Origin of the sequence: Comamonas sp. (genome assembly GCF_036666375.1) — a bacterium.
Lineage (GTDB): Bacteria > Pseudomonadota > Gammaproteobacteria > Burkholderiales > Burkholderiaceae_C > Comamonas.
In genome coordinates, this window is record NZ_JAVWWA010000081.1 from 3,185 (window position 1) to 25,440 (window position 22,256).

The following is a 22,256-nucleotide window of genomic DNA, read 5'->3' on the forward strand; positions in this document are numbered from 1 at the left end:
TGTCAAGACCATTCAGCGTGAAAACAGTAGGACATGGGAGCGGGTGGCTGTGAGAGAATTATTTACAAATTCCTGATTGCCTATGTCTGAGTCTGAAGTCCTCTCCTCCTCTTTTCTCTCTGTCGTCAGTGATGGCGAGAGCGATGCCGCCGCTGCCGCAGCGCCCGCCACCCGCAAGCGCCCCAAGCCGGGCGAGCGGCGCGAGCAGATTCTGCAAGCGCTGGCGACCATGCTGGAGAAGCCTGGAGCGGAACGCATCACCACCGCTTCGCTCGCCGCCCACCTGCAAGTGAGCGAGGCTGCGCTGTATCGGCATTTCGCCAGCAAGGCGCAGATGTTCGAAGGCCTGATCGAGTTCATCGAACAATCGGTGTTCACGCTGGTGCAGCAGATCGTCGGCCGCGATGTCGCCGATCCCGATCAGCCGAGCATCGATGGCGCGCGCCAGGCTGCGCGCGTCATCGCGCTGGTGCTGCAGTTCGGCGAGCGCAATCCCGGCATGGCGCGTGTCATGGTCGGCGATGCGCTGGTGTTCGAACACGAACGCCTGCAGCAGCGCATGAACCAGTTCTTCGATCGCATCGAATCCACGCTGCGTCAGTGCCTGCGTCCCGTTGCCGATGCGCGTGGCTCGGCCAAGCCCACGGTCGATGCGCAGGTCGCGGCCAGCGTGCTGACCTCGTTTGCACTCGGCCGGCTGCAGCGCTTCTCGCGCTCGGGCTTTCGCCGCCTGCCCACCGAGCACCTCGAAGAGAGCCTGTCGCTGATGATCTGATGCCGGGCCGGCCCGTTTCAGCGTCCCAGCTTGCAGTCGGCCGTCACGCTTTGCAGATAGATGTCGGAGCCCTGGTCCTGGCTCTGGTCTTCCCAGGCGATCAGCGTCTTGCCCGATGCCGACGCGTGGCTGACCAGGCGCGACTTGGCTGATGGCCGCGTGGAGACCGCGAACTGCGGGCACAGTGCGGTGCCTGCGGCATCGAGCTTGATGGCCTGGATGCTGTCGTGCTGGCCGGCGATGGACTGTACCCAGAAAGCCAGCGTTCCATCGTTGAACGTGACGCTGCGCAGGTTGTTGATGTCCTGGTGCCCCAGCGGCTGAATCGGGCGTCCGGTTTCTCCCCATTGGCGCGCGCCGCGCGCATCGAGCTTCTGCGCATACAGGCCGCGCCGGTTCTGTTCCACCGCGCTGTCGAGTTCGGTCCAGAAAAGCGTGGTCTCGCCCGTGGACGGTTGGTAGGTCAGCGAGGGATTGGTGCGTGCCTGCTGAAGGTTGGTTGAAACCGCCACGCCACCGGGCGCGAACGCCGGACTGCCATTGGCCTGGATATGCTGGGCATGGACCTGAAGCTGCGGAGCGACGCTGTACCAGGCAAAGACCGCACCGCCCTGGCCGTCGAGCACGAAGTGCGGAAAGTTGCCCTGTTGCAGCGAACCTGCGTCGAAGACATTCACATGGGCGGGGCCCCACAGCAACTGGCCGCTGGGCGAGATCTTGTTCGCATAAAGGTGCTTGGCGCCCGAAAAGCCGCGGCTGCGGATGAAGGAAACGATCACGCTGCCGTCGCTGGTCGCCTTCAGGTCGGCAAGGCTGTAGCTGTAGTTGGGATCGCTCAGAACGAAGTCCAGCGCGGCGCCGCTGGTGGACTTCCACACCGGCTGGCCCTGGGGATCGAGCTTGCGCAGGCGCACGCTGTTTTCGTTGTCCATGCTCCAGCCTATGACCGAATGGCCGTCTGGCAGCGTGGTGATATGCGGCGCATGGCCCGAAGGTGCGGTCTGCGCCTGCCATAGCGGTTTGCCCGCGGGGTCGATCTTGGTCGCGGCGATGGCGCGTGCCTGCGGGTTGCTGCGGTCGTCCTGGAAGGTCAGCAGGGCATTGCCTTGCGCGTCGGTCGCCAGGCCATATTCTTCGGTCCAGCCAAGGCCCAGATTGGCGACCAGCAGGCCCTGGTGCGGAAATTGTTCCTTGCCATCCGGGTCCAGGCGCTGCAGAAAGACATCGTAGCCCTGGGGGGAGGGACCCTGCGGAATCAGTCCGAACCAGCTGACCCACCAATGTCCATCGGGCGTGGCCGCGATCTGCGGCTGCACCTGGGCGGCGCCCGGGACGTTGGCGAGCGGGGTGTTTCTTTGCGAGATGGGGGTCCATTGGCCCCAGGCGCTCGCGCAAAGGCTTAACGCCAGAGTCAGGCTGGCAAGTGGAAGATGGCGGGTCATGGCACTCCTTTCATGCTCATTCGGGCGGTGCACCGGATGGTGTGAAAATATTTCAGCATGGGATGGGACCGGGGCCCGGGCTTTGACCTTGCCGCTGCGGTCGGCATCGCGGCGGCATGGCAAGCGTTGCAGGGGAGGGTCAGGTCAAGCGCCTAAGTACTTTCCCCTGTGGTGCATTGAGGTCAGGCGATTGTGGTGCAAAATAGTACGAACGTTCGTTTTATTTTTTTCCATGCCTTCTTCTTCCACCCTGTCGGACCCTTCTCCCAGCGCACGCAGCGAAGTGCGCGCACTGCACAAGGGCCAGCAGACCAAGGCCCATATCCTCGACGCGGCGCTGCATCTGGCGTCGCAGGCCGGGCTCGAAGGGCTGTCCATAGGCGCGCTGGCCGCGGCCACGGGCATGAGCAAATCGGGCGTCTTTGCCCACTTCGGCTCGCGCGAGGAATTGCAGATTTCCGTGGTCCGCGAATACCACCTGCGCTTTGAGCAGGAAGTGTTCTACCCCGCGATGCAGGCGCCGCGCGGCCTGCCGCGCCTGCGTTCGCTGTTCGACCTGTGGATGAAACGCACTTCGGTCGAGCTGGACTCGGGCTGCATCTACATCAGCGGCGCGGTCGAGTTCGATGACCGTACCGGCCCGGTGCGCGACGCGCTCGCCGACTCGGTCCGCACCTGGCATGCGGCCATGCGCCGCACCATCGTGCAATGCCGGGAGCATGGCGACTTACGCGCAGATGCGGATGAAGCCCAATTGCTTTTTGAAGTCCATGGGCTCATTCTGGCATTGCATTACGAAGCCCGCTTCCTGCGCGCCCAGGGCGCGCTGCAGCGTGCGCACCAGGGCTTCGAGAACATTCTGGCGCGCTTCAGCACCTGAAGCGCGCGTCGCGGACCGATCACATCACCATCGATAAAAGGAGACGATACATGCCCAGCTATCAACCGCCTCTGCGTGACATGCAGTTCCTGTTGCACGAAGTGTTCGAGGTCACGCAGGAGTTCAAGGCCATGCCCCGGCATGCCGAGGTCGACGCCGGGACCGTCAATGCGGTGCTCGAAGAGGCGGGCAAGTTCGCCAGCGATGTGATCTTTCCGCTGAACATCAGCGGCGACGAAGAAGGCTGCACGCTCAACCGCGACACCCACGAAGTCACCACGCCCAAGGGCTTCAAGCAGGCCTATGCCCAATATGTAGAAGGCGGCTGGGCCTCGCTGAGCTGCGATCCCGACTACGGCGGCCAGGGCCTGCCATTTGTCGTCAACCAATGCCTGTATGAGATGCTCAACAGCGCCAACCAGGCCTGGACCATGTACCCGGGCCTGTCGCATGGCGCCTACGAAGCCCTGCATGCGCATGGCACGGACGCGCAAAAGCAGCTGTACCTGCCCAAGCTGACCAGCGGCGAGTGGACCGGCTCGATGTGCCTGACCGAAGCCCACTGCGGCACCGACCTGGGCCTGCTGCGCACCAAGGCCGAGCCCCTGCCCGACGGCAGCTACAAGCTCACGGGCAACAAGATCTTCATCAGCGCCGGCGAGCATGACTTCACGAGCAACATCGTGCACCTGGTGCTCGCGCGCCTGCCCGATGCGCCCGTGGGCTCCAAGGGCATCAGCCTCTTCGTCGTGCCCAAGTTCCTGGTCAACGCCGACGGCAGCCTGGGCGAGCGCAATCCGATCTTCTGCGGCGGGCTGGAGCACAAGATGGGCATCCATGGCAATGCCACGGCCCAGCTCAACCTCGACGGCGCCGTGGGCACCATGGTCGGCCAGCCCAACAAGGGCCTGGCGGCGATGTTCGTGATGATGAATGCCGCGCGCCTGGGCGTGGGCAACCAGTCGCTGGGCCTGACCGAAGTCGCGTTCCAGAACGCGCTGGCCTATGCCAAGGACCGGCTGCAGATGCGCAGCCTGTCGGGCACCAAGGCCAAGGACAAGCCCGCCGATCCCATCATCGTCCACCCCGACGTGCGCCGCATGCTGCTCACGGCCAAGGCCTATGCCGAAGGCGGGCGCGCGCTGTCCACTTTCTGCTCGGTGCTGATCGACAAGGAGCTGCACCACCCCGATGAGAAAGTGCGCAAGGACAGCGCCGAACTCGTCGCGCTGCTCACGCCCATCGTCAAGGCCTTCATCACCGACAACGGCTGGACCGCGACCACGCTGAGCCAGCAGGTCTACGGCGGCCATGGCTTCATCAAGGAATGGGGCATGGAGCAGTTCGTGCGCGATGCGCGCATCAACATGATCTATGAAGGCACGAACGGCATCCAGGCGCTGGACCTGCTGGGCCGCAAGGTGCTGGGCAACCAGGGCGCGACGCTGAAGAAATTCGGCAAGCTCGTGGGGCGGCTGGTCGAGGAAGAGGGCGTCAACGAGAAGATGGCCGAATTCATCAACCCGATCGCGCTGCTGGGCGAGCAGATGACCAAGTTCACCACCGAGATCGGCTTCAAGGGCATGCAGAACCCCGACGAAGTGGGCGCGGCTTCGGTCGACTACCTGCGCGTTGCCGGCCATCTGGTGTTCGGCTACCTGTTCGCGCGCATGGCCCAGGTCGCGCTGCGCGAAATTGCCAAGGGCAATGCCGACCCGTTCTACCTCGCGAAGCTGCAGACCGCGCGCTTCTACTTCGCCAAGCTGTTCCCCGAGACCGCGACGCTGATGCGCACCGCGCGCGCCGGCAGCCGCGTGCTGATGGACACCGACGCCGCGCTGGCCTGAGGCGGCGCCACGGACTCTTGCCTTTTTCTTCGAGGAGGTGCCTATGTTCAAAGCTTTCGCCGCCATGGTCTGCATGGCAATCACCGCGCCCGCCTGGGCGCAGATGACGCCCGTGGGCCTGTGGAAAAGTGTCGACGACAAGACCGGCGAGCCCAAGTCGGAGATCCGCATCACCGAGCAGGGCGGGGTGCTCAGCGGGCGCGTCGAGAAGCTGCTGCGCAAGGGCGCCGACCCCGCGGCGCTGTGCACGGCCTGCACCGACGAGCGCAAGGACCAGCCCATGGTCGGCCTGGAAATCATCCGCGGCGCGAAGAAGGCCGAAGGCAAGGATGTGTGGGAGGGCGGCAAGATCCTCGACCCCGAATCCGGCAAGTCGTACACGCTGCGCCTCACCCCCACCGACAGCGGCAGCAAGCTCGATGTGCGCGGCTCGATAGGGCCGTTCGGCCGTACCCAGACCTGGGTCCGCGTTCAATAAGCCACCTGCTTCCACCCGCCCGCGCTGCGGGCCGGTGCATTACATGGAACCCAAGATGTCACGATTTCCTGTGAAGAAAGTCGCCGTGCTCGGCGCCGGAGTGATGGGCGCGCAGATCGCCGCCCATCTGGTCAACGTCAAGGTGCCGGTCATTTTGTTCGACCTGCCCGCCAAGGAGGGCGCCAAGAGCGGCATTGCCGAGAAGGCCATCGCCAATCTGAAGAAGCTCAAGCCCTCGCCGCTGGGCCTGGCCGCCGACGCCGACCTGATACAGCCCGCGAACTACGAAGAGCACATGAAGCTGCTCAAGGGCTGCGACCTGATCATCGAGGCCATTGCCGAGCGCATGGACTGGAAGACCGACCTGTATCACAAGATCGCGCCTTTCGTCGCCAAGCACGCCATCGTCGCCAGCAACACCTCGGGCCTGTCGATCACGCAGCTCAGCGAAGCCCTGCCCGAAGCCATGCGCGCGCGCTTTTGCGGCATCCACTTCTTCAACCCGCCGCGCTACATGCAGCTGGTGGAGCTGATCGCCACGCCGGGCACGGACGCTCACGTGGTCGACCAGCTCGAAGCCTTTGTAACCAGCACGCTGGGCAAGGGCGTGGTGCGCGCCAAGGACACGCCCAACTTCATTGCCAACCGCATAGGCATCGCGGGCATGCTCGCAACGATGAAGGAAGTCGAGAACTACGGCCTGACCTATGACGTGGTCGACGACCTCACGGGCAAGAAGCTGGGCCGCGCGTCCAGCGGTACCTTCCGCACCGCCGACGTCGTGGGCCTGGACACCATGGCGCATGTGGTCAGGACGCTGCAGGACAACCTCAGCGCCGACACCGACCCGTTCTATGCCAGCTATGCGACGCCTGCGGTGCTGGAGAAGCTGCTGGCGCTGGGCCAGCTGGGCCAGAAGTCGGGCGCGGGTTTCTACAAGAAGGTCGGCCGCGACATCCTGCGCTTCGAGCTCGAAAGCGAAGACTATGTGCCAGGCGGGCAGAAGGCCGACGAGGTCTATGCGCGCATGCTGAAAAAACCCGCGGCCCAGCGGCTCCAGCTCTTGCGCAACGCCGAAGGCGCGGCCGGTCAGTTCCTCTGGGCCATTCTGCGCAACAGCTTCCACTATGCCGCCGTGCATCTCGAGAGCATTGCCGAAAGCGCGCGCGACGTCGACCAGGCGATGCGCTGGGGCTTTGGCATGCGCCAGGGACCGTTCGAGCTGTGGCAGGAAGCCGGCTGGCTTGAAGTCGCGAAGATGGTGCAGGAAGACATCGATGCGGGCAAGGCGCTGAGCCGCGCGCCGCTGCCGGCCTGGGTGTTCGAAGGTCCGGTGGCGGAAGCCGGCGGCGTGCACACCGCCGAAGGTTCGTGGAGCCCGGCGCGCAAGGCCTTTGTCGCGCGCCGCGCGCTGCCGGTCTATGCGCGCCAGCTGTTTCCCGAGCGCCTGCTGGGCGAGGCCGGCGAGGGCTTCGAGACCGCGGGCACGACGCTCAGCGAAACCGATGCATTGCGCGTCTGGACGCTGGATGGCGAAGGCGAAGGCCGCGTGCTGATTGCCAGCATCAAGAACAAGATGCACGCGATCAGCCCGGCCGTGATGGAAGGGCTGATGGAAGCGCTGGAACTCGCCGAAGCCGAATACGCGGCCATGGTCATCTGGTCGGGCGACGCGCCGTTCAGCGTGGGCGCCGACCTGCAGGCAACGATGCCGGCCTTTGTGGTCGGCGGAGCAGACGCCGTCGAAAGCATAGAGCAAGAATTGCAGCAGTTGATGCTGCGCCTGCGCTATGCGCAGGTGCCCGTGGTTGCGGGCATCCACGGCATGGCGCTGGGCGGCGGCTGCGAGCTGGCCGTGCATTGCGCGCGCCGCGTGGCGCACATGGAAAGCTACATCGGTCTGGTCGAAGTCGGCGTGGGCCTGGTGCCGGGCGCGGGCGGCCTGACCTACATCGCGCGGCGCGCGGCCGAGAACGCGGCCACTTCCACGGGCAAGGACCTGCTGCCGTTCCTGACCGAAGGCTTCACGGCCGCGGCCATGGCCAAGGTGGGAACCAGCGCGCTGGAATCGCGCCAGCTGGGCTATCTGCTCGACAGCGACCTGATCGTCGCGCACAAGGACGAAGTGCTGTTCGTCGCGCTCAATGAAGCCCGGGCGCTGGCCGCAGGCGGCTGGCGCGCGCCGCACAAGCGGCTGTTCCCGGTCGCGGGGCGCAGCGGCATTGCGACGATACGCGGCTCGCTGGTCAACATGCGCGACGGCGGCTTCATCAGCGACCACGACCAGTACATCGCCACGCTGATTGCCGAAGTGGTCTGCGGCGGCGACGTCGACGCGGGCACGCTGGTCAGCGAGGAATACCTGATGCAGCTCGAGCGCAAGGCGTTCTGCGGGCTGATCGCCCACCCCAAGAGCCAGGAGCGCATCCTGGGGATGCTCTCGACCGGCAAGCCGCTGCGGAACTGAAGGAACAGAACATGAAACAGATCCAGGACGCCTATATCGTTGCCGCGACGCGCACGCCGATTGGCCGCTCGCACAAGGGCTTTTTCCGCAACTACCGGCCCGACGACCTGCTGGCCCGCACGCTGCAGAGCGCGCTGGCCCAGGTGCCGGGGCTGGACCCGGCCAGCATCGAGGACATCATCTGCGGCTGCGCGATTCCCGAAGCCCAGCAGGGCCTCAACGTGGCGCGCATCGCGGCCGTGCTTGCCGGCCTGCCGACCAGCGTCGGCGGCATCACCGTCAACCGCTTCTGCGCCTCGGGTCTGTCGGCGGTGCAGATGGCCGCCGACCGCATACGCGTGGGTGAAGCCGATGTGATGATTGCCGCGGGCGTGGAAAGCATGAGCATGGTGCCGATGATGGGCAATGCGCCCAGCCTGTCGCCCAGCATCTTCGAGCGCGAGGGCGACGTGGGCATTGCCTACGGCATGGGCCTGACGGCCGAGAAGGTTGCCCAGCAGTGGAAAGTGAGCCGTGAGGCCCAGGACGCGTTTGCTCTGGCCTCGCACCAGAAGGCGCTCGCGGCCCAGGCCGCGGGCGCGTTTGCCGACGAGATCACGCCCATCGAAGTCACCGATCGCGCGCTCGACCTGGCGACCGGCGAAATCGCGCTCAACACGCGCACGGTATCGCTGGATGAAGGCGCACGCCCCGACACCAGTCTTGAAGGCCTGGCCAGGCTGCGCACGGTGTTTGCGGCGCGCGGCTCGGTGACGGCCGGCAACAGCTCGCAGACCAGCGACGGCGCGGGCGCGCTGATCCTGGCCAGCGAATCGGCCATCAAGCGCTACGGCCTGACGCCGCTGGCGCGCTTCGTGAGCTTCGCCAGCAAGGGCGTGCCGCCGGCGATCATGGGCATAGGCCCCATCGAGGCGATTCCCGCGGCGCTGCGCTACGCCGGCCTGAACCAGCAGGACATCGACTGGTTCGAGCTCAACGAAGCCTTTGCCGCGCAGTCGCTGGCCGTGATCAACACGCTGGGCCTGGATGCATCCAAGGTCAACCCCATGGGCGGCGCGATCGCGCTGGGCCATCCGCTGGGCGCGACCGGCGCCATCCGGGCCGCCACCGTGGTGCATGCGCTGCGCCGCAACAATCTCAAATACGGCATGGTGACGATGTGCGTGGGCATGGGACAGGGCGCTGCGGGTATCTTCGAAAGATTGTGATCCGCCCGTTCGCCCTGAGCCTGTCGAAGGGCCCAGGGCACCAGGCGGGTGGCAAGTCACCCAAACGACCGCCTTCGCGCGGTTTGCACATCACACTGGCCCCATGACCATGACCCATCCTCTTGATTTGGCATTGCAACTGCAGCCCCTGTCCCCGGGGCAGCTCGAAGGGCAGACCAGCCCCGATTACTGGAACATGGTGGGGCCGTTCGGCGGCATCACGGCAGCGACCTTGGTCAAGGCCGTGATGGACCACCCGCAGCGGCTGGGCGAGCCGCTGTCGCTGACGGTGAACTACGCGGGCGCGCTCACGGCCGGCGCGTTCACGCTACAGGTGACACCGGTGCGCACCAACCGTTCGACCCAGCACTGGACGCTGTCGGTGCTGCAGACCGATGCCGAAGGCGAGCTCGTGGTCACGACCACGGCCACCGTGGTGACGGCGGTGCGCCGCGAGACCTGGAGCATCTCCGACGAACCCATGCCCGAAGTGGCCGCACCCGGCGACCTGCAGCGCATTGCGCCGGGCTTTGGCGTCGAATGGCTGTCGCGCTACGAGATGCGGCCCGTGCAGGGCGCGCTGCCCCGCGACTGGGATGGCGCCGAAGCCCCCAGCCTGTCGCAGCTGTGGATGCGCGACGATCCGCCGCGGCCGCTGGATTTTTGCGCGCTGGCCGCTCTGGCCGATGTATTCTTCCCCCGCGTCTGGTTGCGGCGCGCGCGCCAGGTGCCCGCGGGCACGGTGTCGATCACGGTCTACTTTCATGCCAGCCAGGCCCAGCTGCAGACCACGGGCACGGGCTATGTACTGGGCCAGGCCAGGGGCCAGGAATTTCGCAACGGCTTTTTCGACCAGACCGCCCAGCTGTGGAACGAGGCCGGCTACCTGCTGGCGACCAGCCATCAGATTGTCTATTTCAAGGAATGAAAAGCGCGCCGCGCAAGGGAAAATGACACCATGACAGTTACCACCTCCAACGATATCCTGGTGCACACCGAAGACGGTGTCTGCACGCTCACCTTCAATCGGGTTGCAAAGAAGAACTCCATCACCCAGGCGATGTATGGCGCCATGGCCGATGCGTTGACCGCCGCGCGTGACGACGCCGCGGTGCGCGTGGTGGTGTTCCAGGGCGACCTGGCGATCTTCAGCGCGGGCAACGATCTGGGCGACTTCCTGAATGCCTCGGCCAACAGCCTCGGCGGCGAAACGCCCGTGATGCGCTTCATGTACCAGCTTGCCGATTTCCCCAAGCCGGTGATTGCCGCGGTCTGCGGTCCGGCCGTGGGCATTGGCACGACGCTGCTGCTGCATTGCGACCTGGTCTACGCGGGTGACAACGCGGCGTTCTCGCTGCCTTTCGTCAACCTGGGCCTGTGCCCCGAGTTCAGCTCCAGCCTGCTGCTGCCCCAGCTCATGGGCTACCACCGTGCGGCCGAAGCCCTGCTGCTGGGCGAGCCTTTCCTCGCCGAAGCCGCGCTCGAAGTCGGCCTGGTCAACCGCGTGGTGCCGCCCAGCGAATGCAATGCACTGGCCCAGCGCCAGGCGCGCAAGCTTGCGGCCAAGCCGCTGTCGGCGCTGATGGAATCGAAACGCTTGATGAAGTCGGGCCAGGCAGCCACGGTGCGCACGCGCATGGCCCAGGAGGGCGAGAGCTTCGGCCGCATGCTGCACGAGCCCGCGGCACGCGAAGCGGTATCTGCATTCATGGAAAAGCGCCATCCCGACTTCAGCAAGGTTTGAGCTGATTCGCGGTCGACTCAATGAAGCCTGGAGCTGGCAGGACGCTGCGCATGGCGGCGCATTGCCAGCACCCATGGAAGGTTGTCGGCTGCGCTGCGCGACCGGCATGTGTTTTCCATCGGGATGAAAGGTGCGTGTTGCTTTTCCGCAAAACCCTCGCACCTGTGTGATCAAGAAACGCTTGCAAGCATATGCATCATTCGAGGCGATTGGTTACTTTTCTTGCGAGATGAGGGCGTTTGTTGCCCGGATGACGTTCTAGCATGGACGCTTTCCAAGGAGAGACCATGGCCGTGCAGAACCCGTTTTTTGGCAAGCGTGAAAGCGACACTTTCACTCCCCGCAGCCCCGCCGTAGGCGTGGCATCGACCAGCAGCAGTTTTGGCGCCAGCCAGGCGGCTGGCCAAGCCGGCACGAGCGCGGTGTCGACGCCCGCCAGCGCCGCTGCGGTGGCGCAAAGCCAGGGCGGCAGCCGGTTGATCGTGGGCCCCAACATCAAGCTCAAGGGCGTGGAAATCACCGATTGCGACACGCTGGTGGTCGAAGGAACGGTGGAAGCGACGATGGATTCGCGCGTGATCGAAATTGCCGAGCAAGGCGCTTTCCATGGCACGGCCGAGATTGATGTGGCTGAAATCCGCGGTGTGTTCGACGGCACGCTGATCGTGCGCCAAAAACTGGTTATCTATGGCACGGGCAAGGTCAGCGGCAAGATCCGCTATGGCAAGGTCGTGATCGAAGAAGGCGGTGAACTCACGGGCCAGATCGAAGCCGGCTCGGCGGTCAAGACGCCGGCATTGGCGCCCAGCAGCAGCGCCGGTACCAGCGTGGTGCGCGATGTCGCGGGAAGCGTGACCGCCTGACACCCACAGGCACCGTTGGCTGAGGCGGGCTGAGCCTTGCAACGGCCCTGGCGTCGCGGGTTCAATTCATTTCGCCGCGCCAGGCGCAGGAGCGCTGTCTGCCGATGCAGGCGCGGCACAACGCTTTGACCTTGCGGGGGCCTGCAGCCGCAGGCCGACAGCTCCCTCTACGCTTGAAAAGATCGGGCATCACTAAAAATTGCCGGCCCGTCATCAGGTGTGTCCATGCTGCACTTCAATTTTTCACACCAGAGGCCGCGGTGTTGAGAACGTGCTGGGGCAAATGTTAAAATTCTGCGTTTTTCCGCATGCCGGGCGATGACATGTGGTTCCGAGCAACGCAGCCCCTGAAATTTGCCCTCAAAGCGTGGCTTCTGCGCGTTTTCCCGGTATCAGACGGTTTGAAAATTGCGAACTTGCTGATTGCGTCGGAAAATTAATATCAATTTTCTGTGCAGGGCCGGTAATTTTTGAGTAGAAAGCCGCATGAATATTTTGATCACTGGTGGAGCCGGTTACATCGGTTCGCATACTTGCGTTGAATTGCTCAATGCGGGGCACGATATAGTTGTCTTCGATAACTTTGCCAATAGCCATCCCGAGGCTTTGAAACGAGTATCGCAGATAACAAAGAAGACTTTTCCCATAGTCAAGGGAGATGTCCGTGACCAAGCGGCGCTGGAAGAAACCATCAGGCAATATTCCTGCGGTGCAGTCATCCATTTTGCCGGCCTCAAGGCGGTAGGCGAATCGGTGGAGAAACCGCTCGATTATTTCGAGAACAATGTCGTCGGCACGCTGTCGCTGCTGCGTGCGATGCAATCCACGGGCGTGAAGACCTTGGTTTTCAGTTCATCGGCCACAGTCTATGGCGAGCCGCAACAATTGCCGCTGACCGAGAGCCATCCTCTTTCCACGACGAATCCTTACGGCCGCACCAAGTTGATGGTGGAAGATATTCTGCGCGACCTGTACCGTGCCGAACCTTCGTGGCGCATTGGCATTCTGCGTTATTTCAATCCCGTGGGAGCGCACTCCAGCGGCCTGATAGGCGAAGACCCGCAAGGCATGCCCAACAATCTGATGCCCTATCTGGCACAGGTTGCGGTGGGCCGGCGCGAGCACCTCAGTGTGCTGGGCAACGATTACGACACCGCCGATGGCACCGGGGTGCGCGACTACATCCATGTGGTCGATCTGGCGCTGGGCCATCTCAAAGCATTGGAAAGCCTGGACCAGGCGCAGTGCTTTGCCGTCAACCTGGGCACGGGCGTGGGCTACAGCGTACTGGATGTGCTCAAGGCGTTCGAGGAAGCCAGCGGTCGCCCCATCCCTTACAAGATGGTGCCGCGCCGCGCCGGCGATGTTGCGGCCTGCTATGCGAGCACGGCACAGGCACAGCAGATGCTCCACTGGAGCGCGACGCGTGGCCTGGCCGAAATGTGCCGTGACCACTGGCGCTGGCAGATGAACAATCCGCAGGGATACGCATGAACCCGCACGCACGACAACCGATATCGCCCCTGTCCGCGCTGCGTTCCATCGTTGGCAACAGAAGCCTCATTTACTCGTTGGCCAAGCGCGAGGTCCTGGGGCGTTACAAGGGATCGGCGCTGGGACTGGCATGGAGCTTCTTCAATCCGGTGCTGATGCTCACGGTCTATACCTTTTTCTTTGCGGTGGTTTTCAAATCACGCTGGGGAACGGCCGGGTCGGATAGCAAGACCGAGTTTGCGGTCATATTGTTCGTAGGCATGATCATTCATGGGGTCTTTGCCGAAATTCTCAATCGTGCGCCGCGGTTGATCATTGATAACGTCAATTATGTGAAGAAGGTGGTATTCCCGGTGGAGGTGCTTCCTGCGGTGAGCATCTGCGTTGCCTTGTTTCATGCGGCTGTCAGCATGGTGGTTCTTTTGCTGGCATTCGTGATTTTCAACGGATTTCTGCAATGGACCGCGGTGTTTGTCCCCCTGGTCGTTTTGCCGCTGGTCATTCTGTCGTTCGGCGTTTCATGGTTTCTTGCCTCTCTCGGCGTTTATTTGCGGGATGTGTCGCAGACCATAGGCCTGCTGACCGCAGTGCTGCTGTTTTTGTCTCCTGTCTTCTATCCGATTTCTTCCCTGCCCGAGAACATTCGCCCGTGGATCATGGCGAATCCGCTGACCTTCATTATCGAGCAGTCGCGCGATGTGCTGATCTGGGGAAAGCTGCCGAATTTTTCCGGGCTTGCAATTTATGCAGGCATTGCCGTGGTCGTCGCGTGGGTAGGTTACGCATGGTTTCAGAAAACTAAAGGTGGGTTTGCGGATGTTCTCTGATGACTTGGCGATTTCAATCGTCGGCGTATCCAAGGTCTACAACATATATGACAAGCCGCAGGACAGGCTCAAGCAGATGTTGTGGAAGCAATCCAGAAAGCTCCACGACGAATTCTGGGCGCTCAATGACATCAATTTCGATGTCAAGAAGGGCGAGACCGTGGGCATCGTCGGCCGCAATGGTTCGGGCAAATCCACTTTGCTGCAAATCATTTGCGGCACGCTCATGCCCACCTATGGTCATGTGGAACGCAGAGGACGTTTGTCTGCGCTGCTGGAACTGGGATCGGGGTTCAATCCCGATTTCACGGGGCGCGAGAACGTTTATCTGAGTGGTGCGATTCTGGGCTTGTCGAAAGACGAAGTGGATGCCCGATTCGACAAGATCGCGGCCTTTGCGGATATTGGCCAGTTCATTGACAGCCCCGTCAAGCACTACTCCAGCGGGATGTTCGCCCGATTGGCATTCGCGGTAGTCATTCACGTCGATCCGGAAATTCTGATCGTCGATGAAATCCTCGCGGTGGGCGATGCGGCCTTCCAGCGCCGCTGTCTCGCGAAGTTCTACGAAGTGCGCGACCGCGGCTGCTCCATTCTGTTCGTCTCCCACGACCAGTATCAGGTCAAGTCCGTGTGTGAAAGAGCGGTCTACCTCAAGGAAGGCCGGCAGATTCTCTTCGGTTCTGCAGGACGGGTCATCGATCAGTACATGATCGAGTTGGAAGAGCAGATCGCCGGCAGCGCCACCGGGGCGCCGAAAAAGAGCCTTCAGGAAGAATCACCTGCAGTACAGGACGCGGCGCAGGAGCCTGCGCCCCAGGAGGCGGCCGGCAGCGAATCCGCAGCCAGCGACGACAGCCACGCATCGGTCGAGCGTCTGTTCAAGATCGGCAAAGTGGAGCTGACCAATCAGGCAGGGACTGCCGTCGATGTGATCAAGACCGGTGAAAATGTGAAGCTCACATTCGACTTCGTGGCCTTGGTCGACAAGCCGCCGGAAAAAATCAGCTTCGTCTTCAACCTGTACCGGCATGACGATCTTTATCTCTGCGGGACCACGACCTTGATGGACAAGATTCCCGTTTATCAATCGTCGCAGGCCGGAAAAGTCACTATTGATTTTCCCAATTTCCCTCTGCTCAGCGGAAAGTACAAATGGCGGGTTGCCATCAATGATGATGGCGGCTTCATCACCTATGCTGAAGCCAATGAGGTGTGCCCGTTCCGGGTTGACGATGATTTCAAGGCCGTAGGCATGTTCAATGTTGACCGGGAATGGAGTTATCAGCGCTACGACACTCATCGCATAGAACAAGGAAAATAAAGTGGAAAGATTAGATACCTCGCTGGCGCCGGAACGTCCAAATATTGAAGCGTCGATTCACTTTGCCCGTTATGCGATCGCCACGCCGTTTGTCCAGGGCAAGAAGGTGCTGGACATCGCCTGCGGCGAAGGTTACGGCAGCCACCTGCTCAAGCAGGCCGGTGCCAAGCAAGTCGTCGGTGTGGATGTTTCCGACGAAGCGGTCAACCGGGCCAAGAAGTCGTTTTCTGCGCCCGGCGTCGAATTCATGGCTACGGACGCGGCCAGCGTCGAGCGCGAATTCCCGCTCGAATATTTCGATGTGGTGGTTTCGTGCGAAACCATAGAGCATATCCAGGATCCCGCGAGATACCTTCAATCGCTCAAGAACGTGGCCAAGAAGGACGCGGTCTTCATCATCAGCTGTCCTAATGACTACTGGTATTTCCCGGAAGACCATCAGCGCAATCCGTATCATGTGCGTAAATACAATTTTGAAGAATTCAAGGAACTGACGGTCGGTATTCTGGGGAACAACGTCAGCTGGAGCGTGGGCACGGCCGTCATGGGGTTCGGTTCTACGCCCCTCGATGTCAAGAAGGATTACGAACCTGTGCCTGCGAGCTGGATGTCGTTCAAGCAGCTCGGCGGTGCCTACCTCGTCAATGGCTCGGGAGAGCTCGAAGTCACTGCGGCCAATTGCAGCTACTTCTTCGGCGTGTGGAACGCCGCCGATGCGCCCAGCGGCGCGGCGGTGTTTCCCGTGAGCATGGACTCCTATGCGCGCATGGTGCAGGCAATGGAGTCGGAGCCTGCGGTACATCCGCATGAAGCTCTGCCGGAAGCCGCGCCAGATTGCACGCACGAGTCGAACGCATTGCGCGCGCCCACCGGTGACGTGATTCCCGAGGTCCGCAAGGCCAGTTTGCTTTATGAGGCTTCGTCCGCGGAAAATCTGGTGCTGCGCGAAAGCCTGCATTTTTCAACGGGAAGTGTGCAGGCGCTGCAAACGGACGTGAATACCCTGCAGGCCCAGGCGCATACCCTCCAGGCCCAGGCCCATGCATTCCAGTCTGACGCCCATGCGCTCAAGGCCCAGGTGCATACCCTTCAGTCCGAAGTGCATGCGCTTCAGGCAGAGGTGCTGACCCATCAGGCACAGATCCGCCATCGCGAGGCCGAGGTCCAGACACTGGAAACGCAAGCGCATGCGCTCAGGGGTGAATTGAATGCTTTCGCGGCAGAGGTGCCGGTATTGCAGGCCGAAATCGAGCGTTTGACCGTCGAATGCGCAATCATGCGCGTTTCGCACGATCGCTATGTGCGTTTGCGCAATATCGTTCCGCAGCCCGTGCGGACCCTGGCGCTCAAGGTGGCACGAGCTGTTCGCAGGTAAGAACAAGAATGAATGATCACGATTTGGGTTTTGTTCCCGGTCTGGAACGAGGAACTTACATATTCGACAAGGCGCATGCTCTTCTGGCGGTCGACGCCTGGAAGGAGATTGGCCCGAATATCGGAAGAAATGGCGAGAATCTGACGATCTCCTTTCTTTCGCTGAATCGTGCATCATTGTCGATCAAGCTTCTGCAGTCGATAGAAAAATGGATGCCGGGTTTTGCGGGTGAGGTGTTGATTGTCGACAACGGTTCCGTGCAAGAAGAGCTCGCACTGCTGCGCAATTTCTGTTCCGGGATGACCTGCCGTCACCGTATTGTCGAGCTGGATAAGAACTACGGCGTTTCCGGCGGAAGAAACAGAACGCTTCCCCATGTTCAGACCGAATGGCTGATGTGTCTGGATAATGACATATATTTCACTGCCAATCCACTGCTGAAGCTTCAGCAGGATCTGGCCGTCTTGGGATGCCATTTCATCAGCTTGCCATTGCTCGAGCCCGATGGTGATACGCTTTTTGCCCGCGGCGGACATCTTTTTGTTTCACACTACGATCGCCAACTACATATTGGCGCCGGCAGTGCTGTCGTTGCGCAGAAGATCCAGAACAAGATGGGCCATCCCTTCTTGAGCACGTTCCTGTTCGGCGGCGCATGTGTGCTCAAAAAGGAGACTTTCCTGCTCGTGGGCGGATACGATGAAGGAATGTTTGTCGGGTTTGAAGACATAGACTTTTCCATCCGACTTTTCCAATCGGGTTACAAGGTCGGCACCGCCTCTGAATGCTTTCTCATTCATGACCATCCGATTCCAGATTCAAATGCCGATCGGGATTATGAAAGAGAACGTTTTTCACGCCGGGTGCTGAAGCAATCCGCCGCGCATCTAGAGAGAAAGCATGGTTTTTCGATCTGGAGTGACGTGGTCGATATCTGGCTTGCCTCGCGTCAAAATGAACTCGGCCTACATAGTGATGCAGTAGCGCCGCCAGTGCTCGCGAATCAGTGCGGAAATCGCAGCGGAAAAACAAAGATTGCGCTGATCATCGATACGGATAATTGGGCGTTTGGAAATATTGCGCGACAGCTGCAAAACCATCTGTCCCATCGTTTCGAGTTTATCGTGATTCCCATGGACATCATTGATAACATCGATCAAGTGTTCGTGTTGGCGCGCGATTGCGAGGTGGTGCACTTCTTCTGGCGTGAACACCTGACCTTGATTGGAACGCCTTACTTCAAGAGCTATGCTGAAAATCTTGGCATGTCTTATGAAAGTTTTCACGAGCGTTTCATTGCCAGCAAGCAGCTCAGTACCAGCATCTATGACCATCTGCTGCTGCAACCGCAAGATCTGAGTGCCCGTACCCATATTTTTTCCGAGGTGCTTTCCGGCTATACGGTAGGCTCGGAGAAACTCCAGGCCATTTACTCCCAGGTCCCGGGCTATCCCGCGCCCACGGCCTTGATCGAGGACGGTGTCGACCTGCACAAGTTCAAGCCTCTCAACCTGGAGCGCCTCCAGGAAGTCGGCAGGCGTGCGCTGGTGATCGGCTGGGTGGGCAACAGCAAATGGGCCGGTGAACTCGAGGACTTCAAGGGGGTGCACTCGATTCTCAAACCGGCCATCGAACGCCTGCAGAGCGAAGGCATTGCCGTCACAAGCCTTTTTGCGGATCGCCAGGAAAGATTCATTCCGCACGATCAGATGCCGGAGTACTACAGCAAGATCGATCTCTATGTCTGCACGTCAAAGATAGAAGGCACGCCGAATCCGGTGCTCGAGGCCATGGCCTGTGGCGTGCCCGTGGTCAGCACCGATGTGGGTATCGTGCCCCAGGCTTTTGGTGAGTTGCAGAAGAAGTTCATCCTGCCCGAGCGCAGCGTGGAAGCGCTCATGGACAGCGTACGCGCCATCGTGCAGGAGCCCGAACTGCTCACGCGCCTGTCGCAGGAGAACATGGAGCGCATCAAGGCCTGGGACTGGTCTTCCAAGGCCCAGAAATTCGGTGCCTATTTCGACCAGCTGATTGCAGCGAGGAAAGCCGACGGCATGCGCCGGCCGTCCTGACTCAGTTCTTTTGCGCCGCTGCGGATGGGGCGTTGCGCTCTATGGCCTGGCGCCAGGCCGCGATCTGCGCGTTCTCCGGCAAGGCCTGGGGCTTGCCTTCGCTGTCGATGGCGACATAGGTCAGCAGCGCTTCGGTCACTTTGACAAAGCGGCCCTGGTCGTGAAAGCGCTCGGCATAGACTTCGACGTCCACGGTGACGGACGTGCGGCCCACGCGGCGCACGCTCGAATAGAACGACAGGATGTCGCCCACGCGCACCGGCTGCTTGAAGATGAATTCATTGACGGCCACGGTGACCATGCGCTGGCCTATGCGCGAGGGCAGCACCGAACCGGCGAGATCGACCTGCGCCATGACCCAGCCGCCGAAGATGTCGCCGTTGGCGTTGACATCGGCGGGCATGGGAATCACCTTGAGCACGAGATCCTTATCTGCGGGCAATGGGTGGGGAGGAAGGTCTGGACGCGGAGGCATTGGCACAATCAGGAATATAACAACAGGAATTGTCCCCGATGCGCCGCTCTGCCGAATCTTCTCAGGATTTACCCGTACCCGCTTCCCCAGCTTCCGGCGCCGATTGGGCGACGCTCAAGCGCCTGCTGCCCTATCTGTGGGAATACAAGTGGCGCGTGCTCGCGGCGCTGCTGTTCATGGTCGCGGCCAAGGTGGCCAACGTGGGCGTGCCCGTGCTGCTCAAGGAACTGGTCGACGCGCTCACGCTCAAGCCCGGCGATGCGGCCGCGGTGCTGGTCGTGCCCGCGGCCATGCTGCTGGCCTATGGCGCGCTGCGCTTTTCCACTTCGCTGTTCACCGAGCTGCGCGACCTGGTGTTTGCCAAGGCCACCCAGGGCGCGGCGCGCAGCATCGCGCTCACCACCTTCGAGCATCTGCATGCGCTGAGCCTGCGCTTTCACCTCGAGCGCCAGACCGGCGGCATGACGCGCGACATCGAGCGCGGCGTGCGCAGCACCGAGTCGCTGATCTCGTATTCGCTCTACAGCATCCTGCCGACGCTGATCGAGATGACGCTGGTGCTGACCATCCTGGCGCTGCGTTTCGACGTCTGGTTCGCGGTGATCACGCTGATCGCGCTGGCGCTGTACATCGTGTTCACAGTGCAGGTGACCGGCTGGCGCACGCGCTTTCGCCGCGAGGCCAATGCCCAGGAGTCGGCAGCCCATACCAAGGCCGTGGACTCGCTGCTGAACTACGAGACCGTCAAGTACTTCAACAACGAGGCGTTTGAAGCGCGGCGCTACGACGAGAACCTCGAGGAGCTGCGCCGCGTGCGCCTCAAGAGCCAGACCACGCTGAGCCTGCTCAACGCGGGCCAGCAGATCATCATTGCCACCGCGCTGGTCGCCATTCTGTGGCGCGCCACGCAGGGCGTGGTCGACGGCCGGCTGACGCTGGGCGATCTGGTGATGGTCAATGCCTTCATGATCCAGCTGTACATCCCGCTGAATTTCCTGGGCGTGATCTACCGCGAGATCAAGCAGAGCCTGGTCGACCTGGACCGGATGTTCGTGCTCATGGACCGCGAACGCGAAGTCGCCGACGCGCCCGATGCCCGGCCGCTGCAATCCGCAGTCCAGCCCGCGGTGCGCTTCGACGACGTGCATTTCGCCTATGACCCCGCGCGGCCCATCCTGCGCGGCGTGAGCTTCGAGATTCCCGCGGGCAGGACCGTGGCCGTGGTCGGCCCCTCGGGCTCGGGCAAGTCGACGCTGGCGCGCCTGCTGTTCCGCTTCTATGACGTGCAGCAGGGCCGGGTGACGATAGCCGGCGAGGACATCCGCGGCCTGACCCAGGCCAGCGTGCGCCAGGCGATAGGCATCGTTCCCCAGGACACGGTGCTGTTCAACGACAGCGTCGAATACAACATCGCCTACGGCCGCCCCGGCGCCAGCCATGACGAGGTGGTCGCCGCGGCGCGCGCCGCGCGCATCCATGACTTCATTGCCGGCACGCCCCAGGGCTATGCGACGCGCGTGGGCGAGCGCGGGCTCAAGCTGTCGGGCGGTGAAAAGCAGCGCGTGGCGATTGCGCGCACGCTGCTCAAGAACCCGCCCATCCTGATCTTCGACGAAGCCACGTCGGCGCTGGACTCGGCCAACGAGCGCGCGATCCAAGCAGAACTGCAGAGCGCGGCGCGCAACAAGACCACGCTGCTGATCGCCCACCGGCTGTCGACCGTGGTCGATGCACACGAGATCCTGGTGCTCGACGCAGGCCAGATTCTCGAGCGCGGAAACCATGGACAGCTGCTGGCGCTGGGCGGACGCTATGCGCAGATGTGGGCGCTGCAGCAAAGCCAGTCGGTGGGCGAGGGCGCCCCAGCCGTGCTGGCCTGAGGCCGGGAGCAACAGGGTGGACAATGCATTTTTTTGTGCCTTGCCCTCCACCATGAAACCTGTACTGCTTGCACTGAACCATCTTTCCCCCGCGCACCTGGACCAGCTGGCCGGGGCGTTTCCCACGCTGGAGCTGGTCAACCAGCCCGATGTAACGAAGTGGGACGCAACCATTGCCGCGGTCGGCGCGCGCGTGCGGGCGGTGCTGACGCTGGGCTCGTCGGGCCTGAGCGCGGCCCACATGCAGGCCATGCCGGGGATGACGCTGGTCAGCGCGCTGGGCGTGGGCTATGAAAACATCGATGTCGCGCATGCGCATGCCCAGGGCATCGCGGTGGCCAATGGCGCGGGCACCAACGACGAATGCGTGGCCGACCATGCGATGGGGCTGATGCTGGCTTCGCTGCGCGGCATCGTGCGCCTGGACCGTCTGACGCGCGCAGGCGTCTGGCGCACGGCGCTGGCGATTCCGCCGCATGTCTCGCACAAGCGCCTGGGCATCGTGGGCCTGGGCACCATAGGCGCGCGCATTGCCCAGCGCGCGCTGGGCTTCGAGATGGAAGTCGGCTATCACAACCGCCGCGCGCGCGACGGCGTGGCCTACCGCTACTTCGACGATCTGCTGGCGCTGGCGACCTGGTCCGATATCCTGCTGGTGGCGATTCCCGGCGGCGCCGCGACGCGCCATCTGGTGAATGCCCAGGTGCTCGATGCGCTCGGGCCGAACGGCCATCTCGTGAACATCGCGCGCGGCAGCGTGGTCGATACCGCGGCGCTGGCGGCAGCCATACGCGCGGGCCGGATCGCGGGCGCGGGCCTCGATGTCTACGAAAGCGAGCCGCTGCCGCCGGCCGAGCTGCTCGATCTCGATGCCGTGGTGCTCACGCCCCATGTGGGCGGCTGGTCGCCCGAAGCCGTGCAGGCGTCGATAGACCGCTTTGTGGCGAATCTGCGCTGCCATCTGGAAGGGCGGCCGCTGGTTTCGCCGGTGATATGAAGCCCCCCCTGAGCCGCTGACGCGGCCTGGACACGCGTGCGGGCAGGGGGCGCGGTTGCTGGCTTACGGCTTGCGTGCCGCAATCGCCTTCTCGGCCTTGGCCACGAG

Annotated in this window: 18 protein-coding genes; 16 read left to right on the plus strand and 2 right to left on the minus strand. The window is 62.5% G+C overall.

Features of this window, described 5'->3' with window-relative positions; genetic code table 11:
* Nucleotides 1-82 precede the first annotated feature (82 nt).
* Nucleotides 83-775 carry a nucleoid occlusion factor SlmA gene (gene slmA / locus RR928_RS17695; protein ID WP_332538747.1) on the plus strand — a complete coding sequence of 231 codons (693 nt, stop codon included), beginning with the start codon at nt 83-85 and terminating at the stop codon, nt 773-775.
* Between the two features lie 17 nt (nt 776-792).
* Here slmA and RR928_RS17700 read toward each other — a convergent pair whose 3' ends face one another.
* Entirely contained in the window at nt 793-2,217 is a 1,425-nt protein-coding gene (locus RR928_RS17700; protein ID WP_332538748.1) for a hypothetical protein, read from the minus strand.
* Nucleotides 2,218-2,449: 232 nt separating this feature from the next.
* Between RR928_RS17700 and RR928_RS17705 the strand changes: the two genes are divergently transcribed.
* The 13 genes from RR928_RS17705 (at nt 2,450) to RR928_RS17765 (ending at nt 18,796) form a co-directional block, all read left to right on the plus strand.
* Entirely contained in the window at nt 2,450-3,097 is a 648-nt protein-coding gene (locus tag RR928_RS17705; RefSeq protein WP_332538749.1) for a TetR/AcrR family transcriptional regulator, read from the plus strand.
* 50 nt (nt 3,098-3,147) lie between these two features.
* On the plus strand, nt 3,148-4,944 hold the full coding sequence (locus RR928_RS17710; protein ID WP_332538750.1) for an acyl-CoA dehydrogenase C-terminal domain-containing protein: 1,797 nt from the start codon (nt 3,148-3,150) through the stop codon (nt 4,942-4,944).
* A 43-nt stretch (nt 4,945-4,987) separates the two neighbouring features.
* The gene (locus tag RR928_RS17715) at nt 4,988-5,422 is read left to right on the plus strand and encodes a DUF2147 domain-containing protein (RefSeq protein WP_332538752.1); all 435 of its coding nucleotides are present in this window, start codon (nt 4,988-4,990) and stop codon (nt 5,420-5,422) included.
* Nucleotides 5,423-5,477: 55 nt separating this feature from the next.
* On the plus strand, nt 5,478-7,889 hold the full coding sequence (locus RR928_RS17720) for a 3-hydroxyacyl-CoA dehydrogenase/enoyl-CoA hydratase family protein (protein ID WP_332683567.1): 2,412 nt from the start codon (nt 5,478-5,480) through the stop codon (nt 7,887-7,889).
* 11 nt (nt 7,890-7,900) lie between these two features.
* On the plus strand, nt 7,901-9,097 hold the full coding sequence (locus RR928_RS17725) for an acetyl-CoA C-acyltransferase (RefSeq protein WP_332538756.1): 1,197 nt from the start codon (nt 7,901-7,903) through the stop codon (nt 9,095-9,097).
* 103 nt (nt 9,098-9,200) lie between these two features.
* The gene (locus RR928_RS17730; RefSeq protein ID WP_332538757.1) at nt 9,201-10,025 is read left to right on the plus strand and encodes an acyl-CoA thioesterase; all 825 of its coding nucleotides are present in this window, start codon (nt 9,201-9,203) and stop codon (nt 10,023-10,025) included.
* Between the two features lie 30 nt (nt 10,026-10,055).
* Nucleotides 10,056-10,841, plus strand: coding sequence for an enoyl-CoA hydratase (locus tag RR928_RS17735; protein ID WP_332538759.1), 786 nt, complete (start codon nt 10,056-10,058; stop codon nt 10,839-10,841).
* Between the two features lie 287 nt (nt 10,842-11,128).
* Nucleotides 11,129-11,704, plus strand: a complete 576-nt coding sequence (locus RR928_RS17740) for a bactofilin family protein (protein ID WP_332538760.1) — start codon at nt 11,129-11,131, stop codon at nt 11,702-11,704.
* Nucleotides 11,705-12,190: 486 nt separating this feature from the next.
* Nucleotides 12,191-13,198 carry a UDP-glucose 4-epimerase GalE gene (gene galE, locus RR928_RS17745; RefSeq protein WP_332538761.1) on the plus strand — a complete coding sequence of 336 codons (1,008 nt, stop codon included), beginning with the start codon at nt 12,191-12,193 and terminating at the stop codon, nt 13,196-13,198.
* On the plus strand, nt 13,195-14,025 hold the full coding sequence (locus RR928_RS17750) for an ABC transporter permease (protein ID WP_332548368.1): 831 nt from the start codon (nt 13,195-13,197) through the stop codon (nt 14,023-14,025). Before galE ends, RR928_RS17750 begins: the two co-directional genes overlap by 4 nt.
* Entirely contained in the window at nt 14,015-15,349 is a 1,335-nt protein-coding gene (locus RR928_RS17755; RefSeq protein ID WP_332548367.1) for an ABC transporter ATP-binding protein, read from the plus strand. The genes RR928_RS17750 and RR928_RS17755 overlap by 11 nt, the downstream gene beginning before the upstream one ends.
* Before the next feature lies 1 nt (nt 15,350).
* Nucleotides 15,351-16,724: a methyltransferase domain-containing protein gene (locus tag RR928_RS17760; RefSeq protein WP_332538765.1), complete on the plus strand. Its 1,374-nt coding sequence runs from the start codon at nt 15,351-15,353 to the stop codon at nt 16,722-16,724.
* A gap of 8 nt (nt 16,725-16,732) precedes the next feature.
* On the plus strand, nt 16,733-18,796 hold the full coding sequence (locus tag RR928_RS17765) for a glycosyltransferase (protein WP_332538767.1): 2,064 nt from the start codon (nt 16,733-16,735) through the stop codon (nt 18,794-18,796).
* Nucleotide 18,797: 1 nt separating this feature from the next.
* Here the strand turns inward: RR928_RS17765 and RR928_RS17770 are convergent, their stop codons facing one another.
* Entirely contained in the window at nt 18,798-19,271 is a 474-nt protein-coding gene (locus RR928_RS17770) for an acyl-CoA thioesterase (RefSeq protein ID WP_332538768.1), read from the minus strand.
* Nucleotides 19,272-19,309: 38 nt separating this feature from the next.
* Here RR928_RS17770 and RR928_RS17775 point away from each other — a divergent pair, with 38 nt between their 5' ends.
* Nucleotides 19,310-21,151 carry an ABCB family ABC transporter ATP-binding protein/permease gene (locus RR928_RS17775; RefSeq protein ID WP_332538770.1) on the plus strand — a complete coding sequence of 614 codons (1,842 nt, stop codon included), beginning with the start codon at nt 19,310-19,312 and terminating at the stop codon, nt 21,149-21,151.
* A gap of 52 nt (nt 21,152-21,203) precedes the next feature.
* Entirely contained in the window at nt 21,204-22,148 is a 945-nt protein-coding gene (locus RR928_RS17780) for a 2-hydroxyacid dehydrogenase (protein WP_332683574.1), read from the plus strand.
* The last annotated feature ends 108 nt before the right edge of the window (nt 22,149-22,256 follow it).

Coding starts and splice junctions, on each gene's coding strand:
- slmA (WP_332538747.1), top strand. CDS start 83: ATGTCTGAGTCTGAAGTCCTCTCCTCCTCTTTTCTCTCTGTCGTCAGT.
- RR928_RS17700 (WP_332538748.1), bottom strand. CDS start 2,217: ATGACCCGCCATCTTCCACTTGCCAGCCTGACTCTGGCGTTAAGCCTT.
- RR928_RS17705 (WP_332538749.1), top strand. CDS start 2,450: ATGCCTTCTTCTTCCACCCTGTCGGACCCTTCTCCCAGCGCACGCAGC.
- RR928_RS17710 (WP_332538750.1), top strand. CDS start 3,148: ATGCCCAGCTATCAACCGCCTCTGCGTGACATGCAGTTCCTGTTGCAC.
- RR928_RS17715 (WP_332538752.1), top strand. CDS start 4,988: ATGTTCAAAGCTTTCGCCGCCATGGTCTGCATGGCAATCACCGCGCCC.
- RR928_RS17720 (WP_332683567.1), top strand. CDS start 5,478: ATGTCACGATTTCCTGTGAAGAAAGTCGCCGTGCTCGGCGCCGGAGTG.
- RR928_RS17725 (WP_332538756.1), top strand. CDS start 7,901: ATGAAACAGATCCAGGACGCCTATATCGTTGCCGCGACGCGCACGCCG.
- RR928_RS17730 (WP_332538757.1), top strand. CDS start 9,201: ATGACCATGACCCATCCTCTTGATTTGGCATTGCAACTGCAGCCCCTG.
- RR928_RS17735 (WP_332538759.1), top strand. CDS start 10,056: ATGACAGTTACCACCTCCAACGATATCCTGGTGCACACCGAAGACGGT.
- RR928_RS17740 (WP_332538760.1), top strand. CDS start 11,129: ATGGCCGTGCAGAACCCGTTTTTTGGCAAGCGTGAAAGCGACACTTTC.
- galE (WP_332538761.1), top strand. CDS start 12,191: ATGAATATTTTGATCACTGGTGGAGCCGGTTACATCGGTTCGCATACT.
- RR928_RS17750 (WP_332548368.1), top strand. CDS start 13,195: ATGAACCCGCACGCACGACAACCGATATCGCCCCTGTCCGCGCTGCGT.
- RR928_RS17755 (WP_332548367.1), top strand. CDS start 14,015: ATGTTCTCTGATGACTTGGCGATTTCAATCGTCGGCGTATCCAAGGTC.
- RR928_RS17765 (WP_332538767.1), top strand. CDS start 16,733: ATGAATGATCACGATTTGGGTTTTGTTCCCGGTCTGGAACGAGGAACT.
- RR928_RS17770 (WP_332538768.1), bottom strand. CDS start 19,271: ATGCCTCCGCGTCCAGACCTTCCTCCCCACCCATTGCCCGCAGATAAG.
- RR928_RS17775 (WP_332538770.1), top strand. CDS start 19,310: ATGCGCCGCTCTGCCGAATCTTCTCAGGATTTACCCGTACCCGCTTCC.
- RR928_RS17780 (WP_332683574.1), top strand. CDS start 21,204: ATGAAACCTGTACTGCTTGCACTGAACCATCTTTCCCCCGCGCACCTG.